Annotated in this window: 20 protein-coding genes and 4 tRNA genes; 6 read left to right on the forward strand and 18 right to left on the reverse strand. The window is 52.4% G+C overall.

What is annotated here, in order from left to right; genetic code table 11:
* Positions 1-122: 122 nt before the first annotated feature.
* The 8 genes from rplA to RAL91_RS17605 all read right to left on the reverse strand — a co-directional run bounded on the left by rplA (position 123) and on the right by RAL91_RS17605 (position 3,896).
* The gene (gene rplA, locus RAL91_RS17570) at positions 123-821 is read right to left on the reverse strand and encodes a 50S ribosomal protein L1 (protein WP_306257554.1); all 699 of its coding nucleotides are present in this window, start codon (positions 819-821) and stop codon (positions 123-125) included.
* Between the two features lie 5 nt (positions 822-826).
* Positions 827-1,255 (reverse strand): 50S ribosomal protein L11, encoded by a 429-nt coding sequence (gene rplK, locus RAL91_RS17575; RefSeq protein WP_306257555.1) that lies wholly within the window; start codon positions 1,253-1,255, stop codon positions 827-829.
* 109 nt (positions 1,256-1,364) lie between these two features.
* On the reverse strand, positions 1,365-1,895 hold the full coding sequence (gene nusG, locus RAL91_RS17580) for a transcription termination/antitermination protein NusG (RefSeq protein WP_306257556.1): 531 nt from the start codon (positions 1,893-1,895) through the stop codon (positions 1,365-1,367).
* A gap of 13 nt (positions 1,896-1,908) precedes the next feature.
* Positions 1,909-2,106 (reverse strand): preprotein translocase subunit SecE, encoded by a 198-nt coding sequence (gene secE / locus RAL91_RS17585; protein WP_306257557.1) that lies wholly within the window; start codon positions 2,104-2,106, stop codon positions 1,909-1,911.
* A gap of 160 nt (positions 2,107-2,266) precedes the next feature.
* Positions 2,267-2,342 (reverse strand) — tRNA-Trp (locus RAL91_RS17590).
* A gap of 23 nt (positions 2,343-2,365) precedes the next feature.
* A complete protein-coding gene (gene tuf / locus RAL91_RS17595) occupies positions 2,366-3,541 on the reverse strand; it encodes an elongation factor Tu (RefSeq protein ID WP_306257545.1) in 1,176 nt (391 codons plus the stop codon).
* 111 nt (positions 3,542-3,652) lie between these two features.
* Positions 3,653-3,726 (reverse strand) — tRNA-Gly (locus RAL91_RS17600).
* Positions 3,727-3,811: 85 nt separating this feature from the next.
* Positions 3,812-3,896: transfer RNA gene (locus RAL91_RS17605), tRNA-Tyr, on the reverse strand.
* A 434-nt stretch (positions 3,897-4,330) separates the two neighbouring features.
* Here RAL91_RS17605 and RAL91_RS17610 point away from each other — a divergent pair.
* Positions 4,331-5,152 (forward strand): RNA methyltransferase, encoded by an 822-nt coding sequence (locus tag RAL91_RS17610; RefSeq protein ID WP_306257558.1) that lies wholly within the window; start codon positions 4,331-4,333, stop codon positions 5,150-5,152.
* A gap of 38 nt (positions 5,153-5,190) precedes the next feature.
* Here RAL91_RS17610 and RAL91_RS17615 read toward each other — a convergent pair whose 3' ends face one another.
* The 4 genes from RAL91_RS17615 to RAL91_RS17630 all read right to left on the reverse strand — a co-directional run bounded on the left by RAL91_RS17615 (position 5,191) and on the right by RAL91_RS17630 (position 9,898).
* On the reverse strand, positions 5,191-6,684 hold the full coding sequence (locus RAL91_RS17615) for a tripartite tricarboxylate transporter permease (RefSeq protein WP_306257559.1): 1,494 nt from the start codon (positions 6,682-6,684) through the stop codon (positions 5,191-5,193).
* Between the two features lie 18 nt (positions 6,685-6,702).
* Complete coding sequence (locus RAL91_RS17620; RefSeq protein WP_306257560.1) at positions 6,703-7,227, reverse strand: tripartite tricarboxylate transporter TctB family protein; 525 nt, start codon at positions 7,225-7,227, stop codon at positions 6,703-6,705.
* Between the two features lie 89 nt (positions 7,228-7,316).
* Positions 7,317-8,318 carry a tripartite tricarboxylate transporter substrate binding protein gene (locus tag RAL91_RS17625; RefSeq protein WP_306257561.1) on the reverse strand — a complete coding sequence of 334 codons (1,002 nt, stop codon included), beginning with the start codon at positions 8,316-8,318 and terminating at the stop codon, positions 7,317-7,319.
* A 38-nt stretch (positions 8,319-8,356) separates the two neighbouring features.
* Positions 8,357-9,898, reverse strand: a complete 1,542-nt coding sequence (locus tag RAL91_RS17630; protein WP_306257562.1) for a sulfatase — start codon at positions 9,896-9,898, stop codon at positions 8,357-8,359.
* Positions 9,899-9,998: 100 nt separating this feature from the next.
* Here RAL91_RS17630 and RAL91_RS17635 point away from each other — a divergent pair, with 100 nt between their 5' ends.
* Positions 9,999-10,937 (forward strand): LysR family transcriptional regulator, encoded by a 939-nt coding sequence (locus RAL91_RS17635; protein WP_306257563.1) that lies wholly within the window; start codon positions 9,999-10,001, stop codon positions 10,935-10,937.
* Between the two features lie 210 nt (positions 10,938-11,147).
* On the forward strand, positions 11,148-11,543 hold the full coding sequence (locus RAL91_RS17640) for a VOC family protein (protein WP_306257564.1): 396 nt from the start codon (positions 11,148-11,150) through the stop codon (positions 11,541-11,543).
* Positions 11,544-11,596: 53 nt separating this feature from the next.
* Here RAL91_RS17640 and RAL91_RS17645 read toward each other — a convergent pair whose 3' ends face one another.
* Together RAL91_RS17645 and RAL91_RS17650 are read right to left on the reverse strand one after the other, a co-directional pair.
* Positions 11,597-12,166, reverse strand: coding sequence for an Hpt domain-containing protein (locus RAL91_RS17645; RefSeq protein ID WP_306257565.1), 570 nt, complete (start codon positions 12,164-12,166; stop codon positions 11,597-11,599).
* 1 nt (position 12,167) lies between these two features.
* Positions 12,168-12,728: a response regulator gene (locus RAL91_RS17650; protein WP_306257566.1), complete on the reverse strand. Its 561-nt coding sequence runs from the start codon at positions 12,726-12,728 to the stop codon at positions 12,168-12,170.
* A gap of 237 nt (positions 12,729-12,965) precedes the next feature.
* On the opposite strand from RAL91_RS17650, the gene glpD reads away from it, so the two are divergent.
* Complete coding sequence (gene glpD, locus RAL91_RS17655) at positions 12,966-14,525, forward strand: glycerol-3-phosphate dehydrogenase (protein WP_306257567.1); 1,560 nt, start codon at positions 12,966-12,968, stop codon at positions 14,523-14,525.
* 508 nt (positions 14,526-15,033) lie between these two features.
* Positions 15,034-15,576, forward strand: coding sequence for a GNAT family N-acetyltransferase (locus tag RAL91_RS17660; RefSeq protein ID WP_306257568.1), 543 nt, complete (start codon positions 15,034-15,036; stop codon positions 15,574-15,576).
* A 13-nt stretch (positions 15,577-15,589) separates the two neighbouring features.
* Here RAL91_RS17660 and RAL91_RS17665 read toward each other — a convergent pair whose 3' ends face one another.
* Positions 15,590-16,348: an NAD kinase gene (locus tag RAL91_RS17665; RefSeq protein WP_306257569.1), complete on the reverse strand. Its 759-nt coding sequence runs from the start codon at positions 16,346-16,348 to the stop codon at positions 15,590-15,592.
* Between the two features lie 460 nt (positions 16,349-16,808).
* Here RAL91_RS17665 and RAL91_RS17670 point away from each other — a divergent pair, with 460 nt between their 5' ends.
* Entirely contained in the window at positions 16,809-17,429 is a 621-nt protein-coding gene (locus tag RAL91_RS17670) for a hypothetical protein (protein WP_306257570.1), read from the forward strand.
* Between the two features lie 130 nt (positions 17,430-17,559).
* Here the strand turns inward: RAL91_RS17670 and RAL91_RS17675 are convergent.
* The 3 genes from RAL91_RS17675 to RAL91_RS17685 form a co-directional block, all read right to left on the reverse strand.
* Positions 17,560-17,635 (reverse strand) — tRNA-Thr (locus tag RAL91_RS17675).
* A 127-nt stretch (positions 17,636-17,762) separates the two neighbouring features.
* Positions 17,763-18,365 carry a flavin reductase family protein gene (locus tag RAL91_RS17680; protein WP_306257571.1) on the reverse strand — a complete coding sequence of 201 codons (603 nt, stop codon included), beginning with the start codon at positions 18,363-18,365 and terminating at the stop codon, positions 17,763-17,765.
* A 31-nt stretch (positions 18,366-18,396) separates the two neighbouring features.
* Positions 18,397-18,975, reverse strand: coding sequence for a nitroreductase (locus tag RAL91_RS17685; protein ID WP_306257572.1), 579 nt, complete (start codon positions 18,973-18,975; stop codon positions 18,397-18,399).
* Positions 18,976-19,058: the final 83 nt, after the last annotated feature.

Genomic DNA, 19,058 nt, shown 5'->3' on the forward strand with positions numbered 1-19,058 from the left:
TGCGGGCGATTTTTAAACCATCACATTCTTGCAAATGATCTGGCACCAGCAGTCTCGGACAGGTTGCCATCTTTGCAGATGACCACCCCGCCAGCGAACCGGCAGGGAATTCTCAGTATCCGTTAAGCGTTGGAAACGCTTGTAGGATCAACATGAATGCCAGGCCCCATTGTGGAGGTAACGGCAAAACGCTTTACAAAAGTGCCTTTGGCGCCACTTGGACGTGATCTGGACACTGCTTCAGCCAAAGCCTGGATGTTCTGAAGGATCGCTTCTTCTGAGAAAGAGGCTTTGCCAACACCGACATGCAGGATTCCAGCTTTTTCAACGCGGAACTCAACAGCACCACCCTTGGCAGCTGCAACAGCCGCCGCAATATCCATGGTCACTGTGCCAACTTTAGGGTTTGGCATCATGCCACGTGGGCCAAGGACCTTACCCAGACGTCCAACCAGCGGCATCATGTCCGGCGTTGCGATGCAACGGTCGAAATCAATCTTGCCTTTCTGGACTTCTTCCATGAGGTCTTCGGCACCAACCACATCGGCACCGGCTTCACGAGCCTCGTCGGCTTTTGCGTCTTTCGCAAAGACACCAACCCGGACATTACGGCCCGAACCATTGGGCAGATTACAGACACCGCGAACCATCTGGTCAGCATGCCGTGGATCAACGCCAAGATTCATCGCAATCTCGATGGTCTCGTCAAACTTTGCATTTGCATGCTGTTTCAGAAGCTTTACCGCTTCTGAAAGATCATACAGTTTGTTGCGGTCAACAGCTTCACCGTTGTTGCGAACTCTTTTACCTGATTTAGCCATTGTTTCTACTCCGCAACCTTAAGACCCATTGAACGCGCAGACCCGGCAACCATTCGCATGGCGGCATCGATGTCATTTGCATTCAAATCTACCATCTTCGCTTCGGCGATTTCACGCACGGCAGCGCTCGACACAGAACCGGCAGACGACTTGCCTGGCTCTCCGGAACCTTTTTTAAGATTGGCAGCCTTCTTCAACAGAAATGAGACCGGAGGGGTCTTCATTACGAATGTGAAAGACTTATCCTGGAAAATAGTCAGGATCACCGGAATCGGCTGTCCCTTTTCCATTTCCTGTGTCTTGGCATTGAATGCCTTACAGAATTCCATGATGTTCACGCCGCGCTGACCAAGTGCCGGGCCAATAGGCGGCGACGGGTTGGCTGCGCCGGCTGGCACCTGAAGTTTCAGATACCCGGCAATTTTCTTCGCCATAGTTCACTCCATATCATGCCGGACAATCCGGCGTTGGGTGTTCGTGGTTCGGAGTAATCTGATGTGGCGCATCAGACTCGCCTTCCACGACTTCAAAAACCAGATCAGCTTAAAGCTTTTCGACCTGATTATACTCCAGCTCAACCGGCGTTGGCCGGCCAAAGATGGAAACTGCTACCTTGAGCCTTGCACGCTCTTCATCGACCTCTTCAATATGGCCGCTGAATGATGCCAAAGGCCCATCGGATACACGCACTTGCTCGCCGATTTCAAAACTGATCGACGGCTTGGGACGCTCAACACCTTCCTGAACCTGCTGCAGAATGCGCATGGCCTCTGCTTCAGGGATTGGCATTGGTTTGTTTGCAGACCCCAGAAAGCCCGTCACCTTCGGTGTGTTCTTGATCAGATGAAAGGCTTCATCCGTCAGATCAACCTTGGCAAGAATGTAACCGGGGAAGAATTTGCGCTCTGCGTCCACCTTGCGGCCGCGGCGCACTTCCACAACTTTCTCAGTCGGAACAACAATTTCTTCAAACTGCTCTTCAAGCCCGGCAGAAGCAACACGCTCCATAATGGCGGCAGCAACCTTGTTTTCAAAGTTGGAATAGGCTTGGACAATGTACCAGCGTTTTGCCATGAAATCTTTTTCCCTAGCGACCCAGAGTCAGAAGCAAACCAACGCCCCAACCCAGGACCTGATCGGCTAGAAAGAAGAAGATCGCCGCAAGGAAAACCATAATGAAAACCATCACTGTTGTAATGATGGTTTCACGGCGCGAAGGCCATGTCACTTTGGAAACCTCAGCACGGACCTGCTGAATAAATGTAAAAGGATTCGTTTTTGCCATAAAGCGCGCTCAAATAGACCAAGCGCGCTAGCATTAGGCCGGCGCGCTTATGTCATGACTAAGGTCAACGTTGATGACCGCCATATAAGACAGCGGCCTGGAAGATACAAGCGAATAATGCCACCGGGTTGCCGCAGCACGCTTCGCTTGTATCAGGTTTTGGCAGGGGCAGCAGGATTCGAACCCGCGACCTACGGTTTTGGAGACCGTCGCTCTACCAACTGAGCTATACCCCTAAGGTCGTTTTTCTAATCGATTCTTATTCGATGATGCTTGCAACGATGCCGGCACCGACGGTACGTCCGCCTTCACGAATGGCGAAGCGCAGGCGCTCTTCCATTGCGATTGGCACGATCAGCTCGACATCCATTTCGATGTTGTCGCCAGGCATGACCATTTCTGTACCTTCTGGAAGCTGAACAACACCGGTCACATCCGTTGTACGGAAGTAGAACTGTGGACGGTAGTTGGTCAGGAATGGTGTGTGACGACCACCCTCTTCCTTCGTCAGAATATAAGCTTCTGCCTTGAACTTCGTGTGTGGCTTAACCGTACCAGGCTTACAAAGAACCTGACCACGCTCAACATCTTCACGCTGAACACCACGCAACAAAGCACCAATGTTGTCACCAGCCTGGCCACTGTCCAGCAGCTTGCGGAACATTTCAACACCGGTACAGATCGATTTCTGTGTGTCACGGATGCCAACGATTTCAATCTCGTCACCAACCTTGATAACGCCACGCTCAACACGGCCCGTTACAACCGTACCACGACCGGAAATCGAGAACACATCTTCAATCGGCATCAGGAACGTCAGATCAATCGGACGTTCCGGCTGAGGAATGTAATCATCCACAGTCTGCATCAAAGCGCGAATGGCATCTTCACCCATCTTCGCATCGCCGCCCTCAAGAGCAACAAGCGCAGACCCCATGGTCACTGGAATATCATCACCAGGGAATTCGTACATGGACAACAGTTCACGGATTTCCATCTCGACGAGCTCAAGAAGCTCCTCATCGTCAACCTGATCAACCTTGTTCATGAACACAACAAGAGAGGGAACACCAACCTGACGGGCAAGCAGAATGTGCTCGCGGGTCTGAGGCATTGGACCATCTGTTGCGGACACAACCAAAATGGCACCATCCATCTGAGCGGCACCAGTGATCATGTTTTTTACATAATCGGCGTGGCCGGGGCAATCAACGTGCGCATAGTGACGCGCTTCCGTTTCATACTCAACGTGAGCCGTGGAAATCGTAATGCCACGGGCCTTCTCTTCTGGCGCGCCATCAATCTCATCATAAGCCTTGAATTCACCAAAAAACTTGGTAATCGCTGCTGTCAACGTTGTCTTGCCGTGGTCAACGTGACCAATCGTGCCAATGTTCGCATGTGGCTTATTGCGTTCAAACTTTTCCTTGGCCATCGGACCGGATTTCCTTGCAACTTTCAGGTGACACAGGCCACCGAATTCTTGTTCTAGGCTGCCTATCAGCCTGTATCTCAAACCACAACTGCAATCCTGCAATCTGGCATTTGGAGCGGGTAGCGGGAATCGAACCCGCGTCTTCAGCTTGGAAGGCTGTTGCTCTACCCCTGAGCTATACCCGCCTGTCGTTCAATATAAACTGCCGATCAGCGTTATCTGCAGTTCAGCGTCGTTTGCAGTTCAGCATTATCTGCCGACTTGATTTGATGGTGGAGGGAGCTGGATTTGAACCAGCGTAGGCATAGCCAACGGATTTACAGTCCGCCCCTTTTAACCGCTCAGGCATCCCTCCGAAATCAAACACTGTCCAGACCGGCATTCATAGTAGTTTGTCTGCGAGCCAAGACAAAAACGCCCGCAATTTCTCGCAGGTGCTTCGGTGGCCGTCGTTATGCAGATGCTGATACGACATGTCAACGCAGGATTCTGTGTGAACAACGCTTTTTTGCACTTATATGCAATCGGTCAACTGCCACGCCGAACGATCTGCTAAAGTGAACCGTCCTTGCGGTCCTTTTGCCGGCCTGAACCAGCCGGACTGCGCGCTCTGCCAGACGTGTTCTGCCAGACTTGTATTACAGACCAATAACCAAGACCATTTACAGGCTGGTTGAAATTCGCGATATGAAATCAGCGGTCTGTCTACCGGTGTCTTTCAATTGAGCCGCCATATCTGTCACACTGTCCAGACCGGTCACACACCAATGAGCAAAGCACCTGCATAAGATGAGCAAACCTTTTTATAAAAAGCCTCACAAAGGCGACCGCAAATCCAGGAGCGCCCCCAAGACCCAAAGCGACAAGTTTCGCGATATGGAGGGGCCAGTGTGGCTTTATGGATATCATGCTTGTGAAGCAGCGCTCAGAAACAGCAAAAGGCAAATCCGGCAGGCCAGCATCACAAAGAATATGGCAGACCGCCTTCAGGCAGAATCAGTGCCCTTGCCGCAGGAGTGGACGGAAGTGCGCCCGAGAGATCTGGATGGTCTGGTCGAACGCGATGCTGTGCATCAGGGCATTGTGCTCGAAACCGAACCGCTGGATCAGCCAACGCTTGAGGAAGTACGACACCATGATCTGGTCGTTGTGCTGGATCAGGTCACAGACCCGCATAATGTCGGAGCTATTATCCGCTCGGCCTGTGCCTTGGGTGCAGGTGCTGTGGTGACAACATTGCGCAATGCACCCCATGAAACAGGGCTTCTTGCAAAAACAGCATCAGGCGCTTTTGAACACGTCCCATATATTCAGGTCACCAATCTGGCTCGCGCTGTTGAGGAAATGCAGGCATTGCAGTTTTCCGCTATAGGCCTGGACAGTGAAGGACCAATGGATCTGCTTGAGACGACAAAGCGTCAGAACGCGTCCAAAATTGCATTGTTGCTGGGCGCTGAAGGGCGTGGATTGCGCCGCCTCACCCGCGACCTGTGTGACGATCTTGCCCGGCTTGATATGCCGGGGCCGATCAAAAGCCTGAACGTTTCAAATGCGGCAGCCCTGTCTCTGTTTGTCTGTCGCCAGTCACTCAACGGGCAAAAATCAGACTAGGAGCGGCGGACGAGGAGCGGCAGGCTAAGAGCAGTCCTCTAAACACGGCGCAACAGCCTGTTTTTCCAGCCTTTGGGACACAACATCCAGACGATCAGCACCAGATTGATTGCCAAGATCGTTGCGGCAATGGGGCGGTCGATAAAGAAGCTGTAGTCATTTCCGGAAATCACCAGCGAACGCCGGAAGTTACTCTCTGCAATCGGCCCCAGAACCATGCCAATCACCATCGGTGCCAGCGGATAATCATAGCGCCGCAGAACATACCCGATGGCGCCGAATGCCAGCATGACCCAAAGATGAAATGTGGAGCTTTCCAGCGAAAACACGCCGAGCACACATAGCAACGTAATAAACGGCAGCAGATACTGCTTCTTGAATTTAATGCAGGCGACAAAGAGCGGCGTCAGAAAAATGCCCGCAAAAAACAGAACGACATTGGCCGACATATAAGCCAGAAAAATTCCGCCCACGACATCCTGATGCTGTTCAAACAAATTTGGACCAGGGAAAAAACCCAATATGATCAGGGCTCCCATCAGCACAGCTGACGTAGCGTCGCCCGGAATGCCCAATGACAGGGTCGGAATAAGCGATCCACCAACTGTGGCATTGTTGGCCGATTCCGTGGCGACAATGCCGTCTTCAAACCCGGTGCCAAATTTCTCAGGCGTTTTGGAAGATGACCGGGCAATGGCATAGGCGGTAAAGGATGAAACCACGCCCCCTGCCCCCGGCAATGCTCCCAGGAACGAGCCAATGGCCGAGGAGCGGACAAGATTCACCCAGCGACTGAGGACAATCAAAGCAGAATTCAGCGATGGGCGAACCCAGGGCACATCCGGATTGCGTGAAAAGAAACCGGCCTTGATCTGAACAATCACTTCGGAGATCGCAAACAGACCAACAACCATAGCAACAATGTGAATGCCGCCGAGAAGCCCATTGACCCCAAAGGTGAAACGCAAATCATTGGCAAACTGATCATAGCCAATGGTGGAAATCAAAAGACCAAAAGCACCTGTCATGATGCCTTTCGACGTCGCTTCATTGGACACAAGCGCGATCACCAACAGCCCGGTCAGCGCCAGCGCGAATGTCTCCGGAGGTGCGAATTCCAAAGCAAACCGCGCCAGAAGCGGTGCCAGAAAGATCAGTACAATTCCGCCCAGAACACCGCCAAGCGCGGAGGCTGAGATGGCAATGCCAACCGCATCCTTGGCACGCCCTTTTTGCGCCATTGGATAGCCGTCCAGCAAAGTAGCTGCGGCCAGTGGCGTTCCGGGAATACGCACCAAAATGGCGGAAATCGCTCCGCCACAAGAGCCACCAACATAAATGGCAATGAGCAGCCCCATCCCCGCCACCGGCTCCATATGAAAGGTAATCGGCAGTAAAAGAATGATGCCCATCAAGGGGCCAAGCCCCGGCAGAACACCAATTAACAGGCCCAGCAAGGTTCCCACCAGGACTGCGAAAACCGCGTCCATCGTGAAGAATAACTGAATGCCCTGGAAAAGTGGTTCAAGCATCAGTGTCTGTTACCTGCGCTAAAACGGAGCAATTTCAAACACCCCGGCTGGAAGCACGACATTCAACAAACCGCCAAATACGTAGGCCGAAACATAGGATATGCCGACCGACAGACCCAGCAACAAAAACACATTGCGCACATTCAAAAGAGCAAACAGACTTGCCAGCAATAAGGGGGTCGCAATGTGATAGCCCAACGGGCGCATGGCAAATATGTATAAAGCCAGAAACACGAGTGCCACAAAACTGCGTAGCGCCAACCCACGCTCCATTGGCGTTTCGTCTTGTTCGCTGGCTTCGGAACCACTTGCATCCGGATTGGCGCCAGAAAGCCGGAAAGTCTGTACGATCTGGAAAACGGCCAGAACAATCAGCACGATTGCCAGAACCTCCGGCACGAAAGCAGCATTATACTGCATGCTGCCGCTTGCTATGTCCTTTTCAACCAGATCCGTGTTGGTTTGCCAGAACACAATCGCAGCAACAACCAGGAAGAATATTGGTGCAATTAAACGTCCCGGACTGATAGGAATTCTGGTCATCATGTGTCCTGTTTGGCGTGCCAGTTAAAACTTTGTTGGCCCGCCGCCCAGATTATCTGGTGCGGCGGGCCAACATTCGGGAGGAGCCATTAATTCGCGGCTTTGACAGCCTCTTCTTCCCAGGTGATGGCATCCTTGGCCGATTCCAGCTGTGCCCGGGCACTATTACAAACATCACTATACTGGTCCGGAGAATACTCGGTCAGCACAAAACCGGTTGCTTCGATTTGAGCCCGAACTTCCGGATCATTGATTGTGGCTTCCATCGCGTCACGCAGAACAGCAACACGGTCTTCTGGTGTGTCTTTACGAACCAACCACCAGTTCCAGCCCATCGGCGCAAGACCTGAAATGCCCAGATCAATTCCAAAATCCAAGGCTCTGTCAGCGCCGTCATAGGTCCGCTGCACCGACTCAAGTTCGCTGAGCGTCACAAGAATTTTCAAATTATCCTTGTTGGCATTGTAAACACCCGGATTGACGACCAGCCAATCCAGCACACCCGACCGCAGATCTTTCATGCCAAGTTCAATGTCGTCATAGGGAACCGGACGAGAGACCAGATCAAGTGTTTGCAGCACTTTGGCTGAAACCATGTGCGGCAGCGACAATCCGTTGCCATTGTAGGCTGTTTTGCCAGGGTTCGCCTTCAGATATTCTATGAAGGTCGGAAAATCGGTGAACCGCTCCTCAGTGGGGCTGATTGCAATCGCAAAGGCGTTGGACGTGGCCGACCACAAAGGTGTGAAATCATCACATCCCCAGTCTGCCCGCCCGAACATTGGTGAAATCACCAATGGCGCAACATAGCCATCAAAAATCGTATAGCCGTCTGCCGGGGCTGCCAATGCGGTGTTGAACGCTTTCACGCCGCCAGCGCCTGGTGTTGCCACCACGGGTAATGGTTGGCCAAGACGCTCTGACATGCCTTCGGCAATCATCTGGCTCACACCATGCGCAGCGGTGCCAGGTGCCCATGGAAAGATGTTCTGGATTTTACGTTCCGGAAATTCCGCAAATGCTGCGCTTCCCGCAAGTACGACTGCGGCGATGGTCGCCACACCCAGTGAGAATTTGGATTTAAGTGTCATATCTTCCTCCTTTAGATTTTCTGTCATGTCATTATTCGTTAAGCGCCAGCGGACGCCGCTGTTTCCACCCGTGCGTCAAGGCCGTACCAGCCATAGGCTTCTTGCGGTGTGTCGAGCTCTGCCAGGTGTTTCATCATCGCGGCATACAATCTGGTCTCGACAGTTTGGTCGCGAATTTTGGTTTTCTGATCTGGATCAGACGCCAGATCATAAAGGGCAAATTCCGCCTCATCGAAGCCCAGCCCGTCATTCATGGGCACGCGTTTTGCGTCTTTCTGAGCTTCTATCTTCAGAAGCGGGAGCCCCTTGGTGAAGTCAAAACCGGCAGATAATTCTGCTGTCTTCAGTTCCTTGTTCGTGAAGGGTGCCGTCATGTGCTGAGGGTTGAGCGTATATTCATACAGCCCGTCTGCTGTCGTATCCGGCGGATAGTGGAACATCACATATCGACCATCGGTCACACCAATAGCCCCGCCAAATATACCGAACAGAACTTCGCGGTCCTGTGGCGCGGAGCCCATAAGGTCCAGCAATGATGTGCCAAGCGTTTCAGGCGGCTTTTCAAGCCTGAAGCAATCCAGAATGGTCGGCATGATGTCAGGTGTCTGCGTCAGCTGACTGCACCGTGTTCCGGCCTTATCCGCATGATCTGGATGATAGAACATCATCGGGATGTGAGCGATTTCCTCATAGTAAGGCATCCGGCATTTGCCCCACCATTGATGCTCTGACAGTAGAAACCCGTGATCCGTGCTCATGATCAGGGCTGTATCCTTCCACAAATCATGCGCGTCGAAATAGTCCAGCAGTTTACCGAAATAGGCGTCACACATCCGCACCAGAGCCGCATAGCTGGCGCGTATTTCGGCTATTTCGGAATCGCTTTCATCAACCGGTGCGTATGAGGGCCAGTTCAGGACACCGCCGTCATGGTCGCTGTCTCCTGCCCGGCGATATTTTTCCGGTGCATGGAATGGCTCATGTGGATCAAAGGTTTCGATCTGCAAAAACCAGTCATCTGCGTCCCGGTTATGGTCCAGAAACTCAAATGCGGATTCAAAACATTTTGGTCCGGGAAGCTCTTCCTCTTTCTGCATGAACTCAAGATTGACCGCGTGGCGGTTCTTCCATGAGTTGCGATCAAAATTATAGTGCTTCGGGTTAAAGGTGCGCTTGAACTTGTCGGTCGGCGGATCAAGCAAAACCTTCCAGGAATCATATTCCTGCCCGCGGATCATGTCCCACGAACTGTAGCGTGTGTGGTAGCCTGCACCACCATCTTCAAAATAGTGATAGTGATCGGTGATTAACCGGGAATGCGTCCCTGATTGATCCAGCATTTGGGCAAAGGAATTGTCGTAGGGCTCAAGAGGTCCCCAACTGCGATGCATCATACTCAAACGCCCGGAGTGCAAATCCCGCCTTGCTGGCATGCATGGAAGGCTGCCAACATAGTGTTTGTCAAAGGTCACAGACCGTTTGGCAAAACGCTCGAAGTTTGGCGTGTCACTTTTTGGACCGCCATAGCTTTCCAAAGCCAGACGGTTGAGTGAATCGAACATTACGAAAACAAATTTCAAACGCTCCTGCCTCCCCTAGTCCAGAACAACGGTTTTGACCGCTTTTTTGAAAGTTAGGCGGATTTAGCAAGAACTTCCAATAGCAATAAATGCAGAAGCCATGACAAAATATCATGACTCTTCATTCCTGTGGTGGCATGGTGCCGGCATGCAGTTTCTTTTCTCCAGACGATTTCAGCATTTTCGATCCACTTATGATGCCGGCAATCTGCGAATTGCCGCAGAACAAGCTGGCGTGTCTCAACCCGCCCTTTCCAAAAGCATCAAGGATCTGGAGAATCATATGTCGGCCAGATTGTTTGAACGTACGTCTCGTGGGGTCATTCCAACCAAGGCGGGGCGAATCCTGAATCGTCACCTGCTGAATATGGAGCAGCAGGCAAGATACGCCGAAATCGAGGTGGGAGGATTGTTACAAGGGCGCGGCGGCAGCATTCGGCTTGGCGCCGGATTGGTCTGGGCTCAAAGCCTTGTGCCACATGCACTGGCCGAATTTCACCAGCAATTCCCGAATGTCCGGCTTGAGGTTTCCAATGCCATCTCAAACATACTGGTGCCGATGCTCATTCAGGGCACATTGGATCTGATTGTCTGTGAATTGACCGAAACCAAACTGCCAGATGAGTTTCAAATCGGAGCGTCATGGACCACAAGACGATGCCCGTGGGTACGGTCGGGCCATCCGCTCACCCAAAAACCCGAAATCAGTTGGCAGGAATTGGCCGAATTTGGCTGGGTCGGCCATGCGTCTGACAGGAATTTGAAGGAAAAAATTGCATCAAAGTATCGCCAGATTGGCTGCGCGCCGCCACAGATCGTCATGGAAACCTCTTCTCTCTCCTCCATGATGCAGATCATAAGCGAGACGGATCTCGTGGCGGTTCTGGCCGATCAACTGGAGGGCGACGCCCTGTCCCGTGATCTGGTACGCCTGCCAATTTCTGAAGATAGCTGGAACATGGAAAGCGCCGTCATGTTTCGATCGGAAGTGAGTGACATCAAACCATTTCGCTGGCTGATTGACGAATTAAGCCAGTAGTCCCGGATGACGCCTCGTACAGAAATCACCAGGCTTGCCATCTCCGCAGGATCTTCGTGCTTGAGAAATGCGCGAACCTGCAATGCCCCGTCGACAGATGTTTTGCGCTCGTTGCGATACATATGCAGAAAGTTTTCGAAGAATATGCTGTCAAATGGTTGTGGAGTTTCCTAAAGTCTCGCCGGTTATAAGAGCCCCCGGAGACTTAAAATGCTTGTTTCTTCCCTTGACCATGTAAACATCAGAACGGGCAAATTGCAGCCCATGATTGACTGGTACACGAAGTTCCTGGGCCTGAAAAACGGGCCTCGTCCTGATTTCGGTTTCCCCGGTGCATGGATGTATCTGGGCGACCTTCCCATTGTGCATATGGTTGTTGTGGAAGGTGATGGCGGTGCCGGATCGGAACAGGAACTGAAGCTGGAACACTTCGCGTTTCGGGGGAACTCCTGGGCGGAATTCAAAAACCTACTGGAGACCAACGGCGCGCCGTACAAGCTTGTAACGATAGAAGAAGTTGATATTCTACAGTGCAATATTTGGGATCCTGACCAGAACCACATTCATGTTGACTTTGCGCTCTCTGAATCCGGAGCCGTCACATAAGGCGCACGCAGGTAGGCTCAGACCGCCAGGACAGCGTCACAACGCTGTCTTGTTCAGGATGCTTTCAATTGTTGTGCCTTGGTGGTTGCAACAATGGTCTGTGTGATGCTGGTCAATTCTTCGCAAAGTTTTGATGCCAGACTGTCCGCGCCGGATTCCGCACCTTCACGGTGCATTGCAGCAATTGCATTGATGTGCTGCTCTATCAAAATCGGCGGAGCGCTGGCCAGGGTTTCATCATCTTCAAAAATCATGCAGAGGCTGGCCGCAACAGTCGCGACATAGGGACTGCCAAATGTTCCTGCCTGCCCTTTCAGATCGTGCGCTGCTCGAAACAGGGGCGCAGCAATTTCCGGGTCCATAAGGCCCTCAGAACCTGCCTCCTCAATGAGATCCGTCCATGCTTTCTGAAGTCGGGCAATATCCTTCGCCATCCATTCTGCGAACTGAGGCTCGAGCTTTTTCAACTCGCGCTCGGCCCGCGCGACCGGGTCTTCAATTGGCTTGCCATGCTCCTGACGCAGAGGTTTGACCTTGTCCTTAAGCTTGTTGGGTGGCTCAATAATCTCGTGAGCAGATTTTCCGGAACCCATTTGGCGGGACGGCACATTTGTATCTGTCATATTATGCTACCGATTTCTCGCTTCGGGGTTCAATTATACTGTTTACTTTAGTCACTTTATGTTCGCTTTCACCCTTGCCCCTGCGTTCTTCCGCATCCTGAGCCAAACTGCCAACAATACGTCTGCGGTCTGGACCAAAAAAAGTTCCGGTCCGAATAAAAGCTCTGGGTGAGACAACTGAGACAACGATGCGTTGATAGAGCGCATTGGCCGAAATCGGCTTACAGACAAACTCTGTGACACCAGCATCCCGTGCTTCTATGACGCGTTTTTTATCGGAATGGCCGGTGATCATGATAATCGGCGCATAAGGGTAATGGCTGGATTCAGTATCACGCATCATGCGTGTCAGTTCCACACCGTTGAAGACGGGCATAGCCCAATCAACAATAACAAAGTCCGGAGCGCTGGATTGAAACAACTCAAACCCCTCGGCACCGTCTTCTGCTTCGATAACTTCACGGACGCCAAATCCCTGAAGCAGCATCCGAACAACGCGCCGAATATGCGCGTTGTCGTCAACAATCAGGCACCGTAGCGCTGTCAGATCAACCGGTTTCATTCATAAAGGGACTTTCATTCCCCGTTGTTCAACGGAAGATAGAAATACGTCAACAGGTATTAACAGTCCGTTAGACGCGTCTGAATCTGGCGCTACAAACAGCGGATAACTTAAGGTTTTCGCATCCGATTATACAACTGCTTCAGGATAGAGCCCAGTGAAAGCGCTTTCGATTTTCTTCGTTTGACACTCATATAGCTTCGATTTATGACGAGCATAGTATGGAGAAACCGTTTCATGACTGAACAAAATACCGCCATTCTCAACGACACTACGCAAGCAACCCTGGACCAACCTTATGATGTGTTCATTGTTGGCGGGGGCATCAATGGCGTTGGAATAGCGCGGGATGCTGTTGGCAGAGGCTTTCGGGTCGGCCTTGCGGAAATGAACGATCTGGCATCGGGAACATCGTCCTGGTCGACCAAGCTGATCCATGGCGGATTGCGCTATCTGGAACACTATGAATTTCGGCTGGTTCGCGAGGCTCTGATGGAGCGCGAAACCTTGTGGGCCATGGCGCCTCATATCATCTGGCCACTCAGATTTGTGCTGCCGCACCATAAGGACACGCGACCAGCTTGGCTGATCCGTATTGGTCTGTTTCTGTATGACAATATTGGTGGCCGCAAAAAACTGCCCGGCACGAAAACACTCAACCTCAAGCAGGACCCGGCCGGACAACCGCTGAAGCCACATTTCCAGAAGGCTTTTGAATATTCCGATTGTTGGGTCAATGACGCCCGGCTGGTTGTGCTGAATGCACGCGACGCGGCGGATCGGGGAGCCGATATCAACACCGGCACCAAAGTCGTCTCACTACAGCGCGCAGATGAGCTATGGCAGATAGGTCTTGAAGACAAATTGACCGGGAAATCCTGGCAAGTTTCCGCGCGCTGCGTGGTGAACGCTGCCGGACCCTGGATTGACCACGTGCTGACGGGTGCCCTTGGCTACAATGATGCCCACAATGTGCGTCTGGTGCAGGGCAGCCACATCGTTATAAAACAGAAATTTACCGACCCACGCGCCTACTTCTTTCAAAACAATGATGGCCGCATCTTCTTTGCAATTCCCTATGAGCAGGATTTCACCCTGATCGGCACGACGGACCGGGATTATGATGGTGATCCCAAATCAGTTGCCATCACAGAGGAAGAAACCGACTATCTGCTCAGCGCGGCAGCCGAATATTTCAGCGAGCCGGTGCGCCGGGATGATATTGTATGGACCTATTCCGGTGTCAGACCGCTTTACGATGATGGCGCGTCGAAGGCACAGGAAGCCACACGGGATTATGTACTGAAAAGCGAAGGCGCTGAAAACGAACCGAAGCTGATCAATATTTTTGGTGGAAAAATAACCACTTACCGGCGGTTAGCTGAATCGATGCTTGAGAAGATTGAAGACGCGATCGGAGCTAAAGGCGCATCCTGGACGAAAGGCGCGACCCTGCCCGGCGGTGATTTTGATGCACTTTCATTTGATGATGAGTTGGCAAAATTGCAAAGGGACTTTCTTTTCCTTGAGCCAACCCACGCCTGGCGGTTGTTCCGCCTTTACGGAACGCGTGCACGCGCCATCCTGGGCAGTGCAACAAAGCTCGATGATCTGGGTCAGAATTTCGGCGCCGACCTGACGGCGGCAGAGGTGCGCTACCTGATCAGTCAAGAATGGGCGCGCAATGCTGATGATGTGTTGTGGCGGCGCACAAAACGGGGCCTGATTATTCAGGACAAAGCCGACATTGCACGGCTGAATGAGTTCATGAAACAGGAACTGTCGGGCAACACTTAAACGTTGCTGTCAGACACGCCGCAGACCAGATATGATGGCGTGCGCGCGCCGATATCTGTGACGCCGTCGATAATTGCAAGTTGCAAAGCGTGCCATAAATGGGGTCCGCCAGCCCGCATCATTGATCACTGTATCACGCCATTCTGTGCGCCCATCCCGTGGCTGAACTGATAAATTGTGGTCCCACAGTTGGATCCCAGGCGCATGCTCCCGTCATTGAAGGACACGCCCTGCCTGATCCAGAAGCTCAATATGCATGGTGTGCCCCTGACCGTGAACAGCTTCCAGAAAGTTACATCAACCACACAAGGGGATCGCGTCTTGAAGAATCTCAATAGTCCGACAGCCATCGTGACTTGCCTTTTTGAGTTGCTGCGACATCGTTTGGCAGGTTTATTCCTGTGCAAGGCCGACGCTTGACACGCAGGCGTGATGATTCCGTATAAGCAAGAAATGCTCTCTTCATCTCAGAATTGAAAACTGTCAGAAATCAGGTTGCTACACTCTTATGCTCAAAGCCCCGGCAAAAACTTTTGATCTGGAAACAGAGCGCACAATAATGCGGCCACATACATTGTCAGATTTCGACGATTGCGCAGCCATGTGGGCCGATCCGGCAGTAACGCTTCATATTACCGGGCAGCCAAGCACCCGACAGGAATCATGGGCCAGACATTTACGCAACATCGGCCATTGGTCGGCATTGGGGTTCGGCTATTGGGTGGTTCGCGAAAAATCCACCGGATTATTTTGGGGAGAAGTTGGATTTGGAGACTTCCAGCGCACAATTGAACCGCCCCTGGATGCGGTGCCGGAAATGGGATGGGTTCTTTGCACCGCCGCCCATGGCCAAGGTGTGGCAAGCGAAACCGCGACGGCGGCCTGTGCGTGGGGCGACCAGTATTTTTCAGGGGACAAAACAATATGCATTATCGCGCCGGAGCATGCAGGGTCTGTTGCTGTTGCCATAAAACAGGGCTTTGAGCACAAGCACATAACCTCTTACAGGGCAGAGCCAACGCTCATAATGGAACGCCAAAAGCCAGCATGACCTGCAAGCAAATTTAATACTGGAATTGCTCGGCCAAAATTCGCTCGTCCCAGGAATGATCCGGGTCGAACAAAATACCGCATCGGCTGGTATTGTCTTCCCAAGCCACAACACGCTTTACCGATTTGAATTCAGTATGGTCGGCCACCGCATTCACCGGACGCCGGGCCGGGTCCAGCACATCAATGGTCAGCTTCGCCCGATTCGGCAACAACGCACCACGCCACCTGCGCGGCCTGAACGGGCTTATCGGCGTCAAGGCAAGCAACGGCGCGTTGATAGGCAGAATGGGGCCATGAGCAGATAGATTATAGGCTGTACTGCCCTGCGGCGTTGCCAGCAATATTCCATCACAGATAAGCTCAGGCAGTCGAATGCGTTCATCAACCGAGATCTGCAACTTCGCCGCCTGATAGGATTGGCGCAGCAGCGAGACTTCATTCAACGCATAGGCACGCTCTACCTCGCCCCCTGGAAGCGTAACCTCCATCACAAGCGGATTGATGAAAGTCGACACGGCTTTTTCAATGCGTTCGTCCAGCTTTTCAGCGGCAAACTCATTCATCAAAAAGCCAATGCTGCCCCTGTTGAGGCCATACAGCATTTTTCCTGAATTCATGTAGGTGTGAAGTGCCTTGAGCATGCTGCCATCACCGCCCAGCACAACAATAACATCAGCCTCTTCCGGCGGGACAGATTTGTAGTGTTTCTGCAGTTCGGTCAGCGCCTCTTGCGCCCCGTCTGCATCGCTCGCTTCAAAGGCGAATTTCATGCCGCGTCCCAACTCACTCACTTACAGGATCGCGGCATGACACAAAGTGCAGCGCTATTTGTCAATTAGAGTCTTGCGAAGATCGCCTAGAGCAAAATGCTCGTCAATGCCATCACAGTCCATAGCGCAACCGCACAGCCAAATCCAAGGGCGTAGCGGCGGTCAAAGCAGGTGTCAGATTCAAGACAATTCATGGGTTAAACCTCCATTTGTTATGTCTACGACCTTACAGAGTGTTCGGATCAAGAGAAAATCAAATGGATGTGAGCGGCTGGTTACCTCATCACAGAATGACCAATTCAAAGCCAGGCGTTGAAATATTGAACCAGGCCAACACGGAAAAACATACGGAATCCGTTAACGCTCGCTTAGCCAACTCCCTCATCTTCCAGGAACGAAATTACGATGAGCACATTTACCGGTTGTATGAAATGTTTCATCAACCGACAAAGGGAATACCATGACCATTCAGAAACGTAATCACAGCATTCCTCTCCTCGCACCCTTCGCTGCAGCGATGCTTTTTGCAAGTGTCAGCAGCGGTGCCATGGCGCAATCTTTAGACGCAGACGTTTCAACCGATGACGGCGTCAGCGCCTCTGTAAGCGCCGGTGGCACAGGCGCCGACGCCTCAGCAAGCACCGGTGGCAGCAATGGCGGCACGAATGCTTCAGCCAACGTCAGCACTGGAGGTACCAATGCCGACGTGAATGCCGCAACCGGTGCGGACGGCACGAATGCAAATGTCAACATTGGCGCTGCAGGTGCAACTGGTGACGTAAATGTTGGAACAGGCGCAGATGGCACAAATGCCAACGTCTCAGTCGGCGTGGGCAACGCCACTGGCGACGTCAATGCAAGCACTGGTGGCGGATCTATAGAGGCAAATGTCTCTGTCCAACAGGCTAATGAAATCGGTTCATTATCGAATTTGAACAGCCAGCAGATCAGTGCGACCCTCACAAGGCTCGGCTCGTCGGAAACCGCTATTCTGCGCCAGAAATGCGACTCCATACTCGCCGCTCCATCCAGCTATTCTGCAGAAGCGGTGCAGGTCTGCAAAGTGATTATTGCCCTCTAAATTCCGGTACAAACCAAACACCCTATCGCTTGGGCGGCGCGGCAAACAGCTACGCCGCCCAAAGCTGTAATCGACACAGCAACGGCGACTCTCTCAAGCGACGCGTGCAACAAATTTGCATTTAGGAAAATGGTGCCGGCACCAGGATTCGAACCCGGGACCTACTGATTACAAATCAGTTGCTCTACCAGCTGAGCTATACCGGCGACACAGGCGATCAACGCCTTTAGGGAGTCACTCTGCTAGTAGAGTAACTTCGCTAACGAAGCGCTTCCTAAGGGAAAATGCTGGCTCTGTCCAGCGCACTTTTCAGCTTTCTCACACCATGATTTTTCAGCTGTCCGGGCGTGTCAGCTGAAACACCGCATCCACCACCGCATAATCCCTGTAACCAAGTCGGGCAATGGGCTTCAAAAGGGCGGTATCCAGCAGGCCGTCGACCAGGCAGGAATCATCAATATGGATGCCGACAACCTGCCCGATTACCATGGTGTAGCTGGCCTCCTGCCCGCTCCGGTCCACCAGCGGTTTGACTTCCAGGGTCTCACATTCCATCACAACCGCGGCTTCCTTGATCCTTGGCGCATCAATCAGATCGCATGGCACTGGCGTCAACCCGGCACGCTCAAACTCGCTGACACCATGTTCAAGCGGTGCTGAGGAGGCGTTCATGGCGTCTTTCAGAGCATAGGTGGCCAGATTGCAGGCAAATACGCCCGTTTCCTGCGCATTGCTGGCGCTGTCCTTCATGCCATCAGAGGAAAACATGACGATTGGCGGCCTGTCACACAGCGCATTGAAAAAACTGTAAGGCGCCAGATTGTGGCGGCCTTTGGCATCCTGCGTGGAAATCCAGCCAATGGGACGTGGTGTCACAATCGCCTTGAAGGGATCATGAGGCAGTCCGTGATTCTTCTTGATCGCGTCGTAGAACAATATCTGGGCTCCAGGTTCAAGTGTATTCAGGTCAAGTCGACCAATGGGTTGTGATGTCTGACACGTCCGGACGTGCGCGTTCTACCGGGCCTTCTTGCGGTGTGCCTATGTGAAAAAAGCCCGCAATGCGCTCTGTTCCTGTCAGCCCGAGCTTTGCGCAAACCTTTGGATCATAGGCCATCCAGGCTGACAGCCATTGTGCGGAAAAACCGAGCGCATTGCTGGCATGAAGCAGGTTCATGCCCACCGCACCTGCCGCAAGCTCCTGCTCCCAAAGCGGGATTTTGGGATGCTCAACTGCCGTTGAGACCAGAACCACGATCAGCGGCGCCTTCGTAAACGTCGTGGCGGTCTTGTCGATTTCGGCTTCGGTCAGGGTGCGTCCCTCGTCCTGCGCAATGGCTTTTTGGCGCGCAACGCAAAAATCGCTCAAGGCCTGGCGCTCGGTTCCAGTAACAAGAATAAACCGCCAAGGCGCCAACTTACCATGGTCCGGTGTGCGTGACGCCAGTGTTAAAATGTCATTGCATTGCTGTTGGTCGGGGCCAGGCCCACTCAAATGCGCAGAGGGAATCGTGCGCCGAGATGACAGATACGTCTTCAAATCCATACAAACTCCTGAAAAGACCGCTCAACTTGACTGATGAAGCACAGCTTAAAACCCGTTGCGGTGCAGAAATCAATATAAGCAGG

It is taken from the genome of Pararhizobium sp. IMCC21322 (genome assembly GCF_030758295.1).
Taxonomy (GTDB): Bacteria; Pseudomonadota; Alphaproteobacteria; order Rhizobiales.

What these genes read in the sequence shown, in the direction of transcription:
- rplA (WP_306257554.1), bottom strand. Translation starts at nt 821, where the DNA reads ATGGCTAAATCAGGTAAAAGAGTTCGCAACAACGGTGAAGCTGTTGAC.
- rplK (WP_306257555.1), bottom strand. Translation starts at nt 1,255, where the DNA reads ATGGCGAAGAAAATTGCCGGGTATCTGAAACTTCAGGTGCCAGCCGGC.
- nusG (WP_306257556.1), bottom strand. Translation starts at nt 1,895, where the DNA reads ATGGCAAAACGCTGGTACATTGTCCAAGCCTATTCCAACTTTGAAAAC.
- secE (WP_306257557.1), bottom strand. Translation starts at nt 2,106, where the DNA reads ATGGCAAAAACGAATCCTTTTACATTTATTCAGCAGGTCCGTGCTGAG.
- tuf (WP_306257545.1), bottom strand. Translation starts at nt 3,541, where the DNA reads ATGGCCAAGGAAAAGTTTGAACGCAATAAGCCACATGCGAACATTGGC.
- RAL91_RS17610 (WP_306257558.1), top strand. Translation starts at nt 4,331, where the DNA reads ATGAGCAAACCTTTTTATAAAAAGCCTCACAAAGGCGACCGCAAATCC.
- RAL91_RS17615 (WP_306257559.1), bottom strand. Translation starts at nt 6,684, where the DNA reads ATGCTTGAACCACTTTTCCAGGGCATTCAGTTATTCTTCACGATGGAC.
- RAL91_RS17620 (WP_306257560.1), bottom strand. Translation starts at nt 7,227, where the DNA reads ATGACCAGAATTCCTATCAGTCCGGGACGTTTAATTGCACCAATATTC.
- RAL91_RS17625 (WP_306257561.1), bottom strand. Translation starts at nt 8,318, where the DNA reads ATGACACTTAAATCCAAATTCTCACTGGGTGTGGCGACCATCGCCGCA.
- RAL91_RS17635 (WP_306257563.1), top strand. Translation starts at nt 9,999, where the DNA reads ATGACAAAATATCATGACTCTTCATTCCTGTGGTGGCATGGTGCCGGC.
- RAL91_RS17640 (WP_306257564.1), top strand. Translation starts at nt 11,148, where the DNA reads ATGCTTGTTTCTTCCCTTGACCATGTAAACATCAGAACGGGCAAATTG.
- RAL91_RS17645 (WP_306257565.1), bottom strand. Translation starts at nt 12,166, where the DNA reads ATGACAGATACAAATGTGCCGTCCCGCCAAATGGGTTCCGGAAAATCT.
- RAL91_RS17650 (WP_306257566.1), bottom strand. Translation starts at nt 12,728, where the DNA reads ATGAAACCGGTTGATCTGACAGCGCTACGGTGCCTGATTGTTGACGAC.
- glpD (WP_306257567.1), top strand. Translation starts at nt 12,966, where the DNA reads ATGACTGAACAAAATACCGCCATTCTCAACGACACTACGCAAGCAACC.
- RAL91_RS17660 (WP_306257568.1), top strand. Translation starts at nt 15,034, where the DNA reads ATGCTCAAAGCCCCGGCAAAAACTTTTGATCTGGAAACAGAGCGCACA.
- RAL91_RS17665 (WP_306257569.1), bottom strand. Translation starts at nt 16,348, where the DNA reads ATGAAATTCGCCTTTGAAGCGAGCGATGCAGACGGGGCGCAAGAGGCG.
- RAL91_RS17670 (WP_306257570.1), top strand. Translation starts at nt 16,809, where the DNA reads ATGACCATTCAGAAACGTAATCACAGCATTCCTCTCCTCGCACCCTTC.
- RAL91_RS17685 (WP_306257572.1), bottom strand. Translation starts at nt 18,975, where the DNA reads ATGGATTTGAAGACGTATCTGTCATCTCGGCGCACGATTCCCTCTGCG.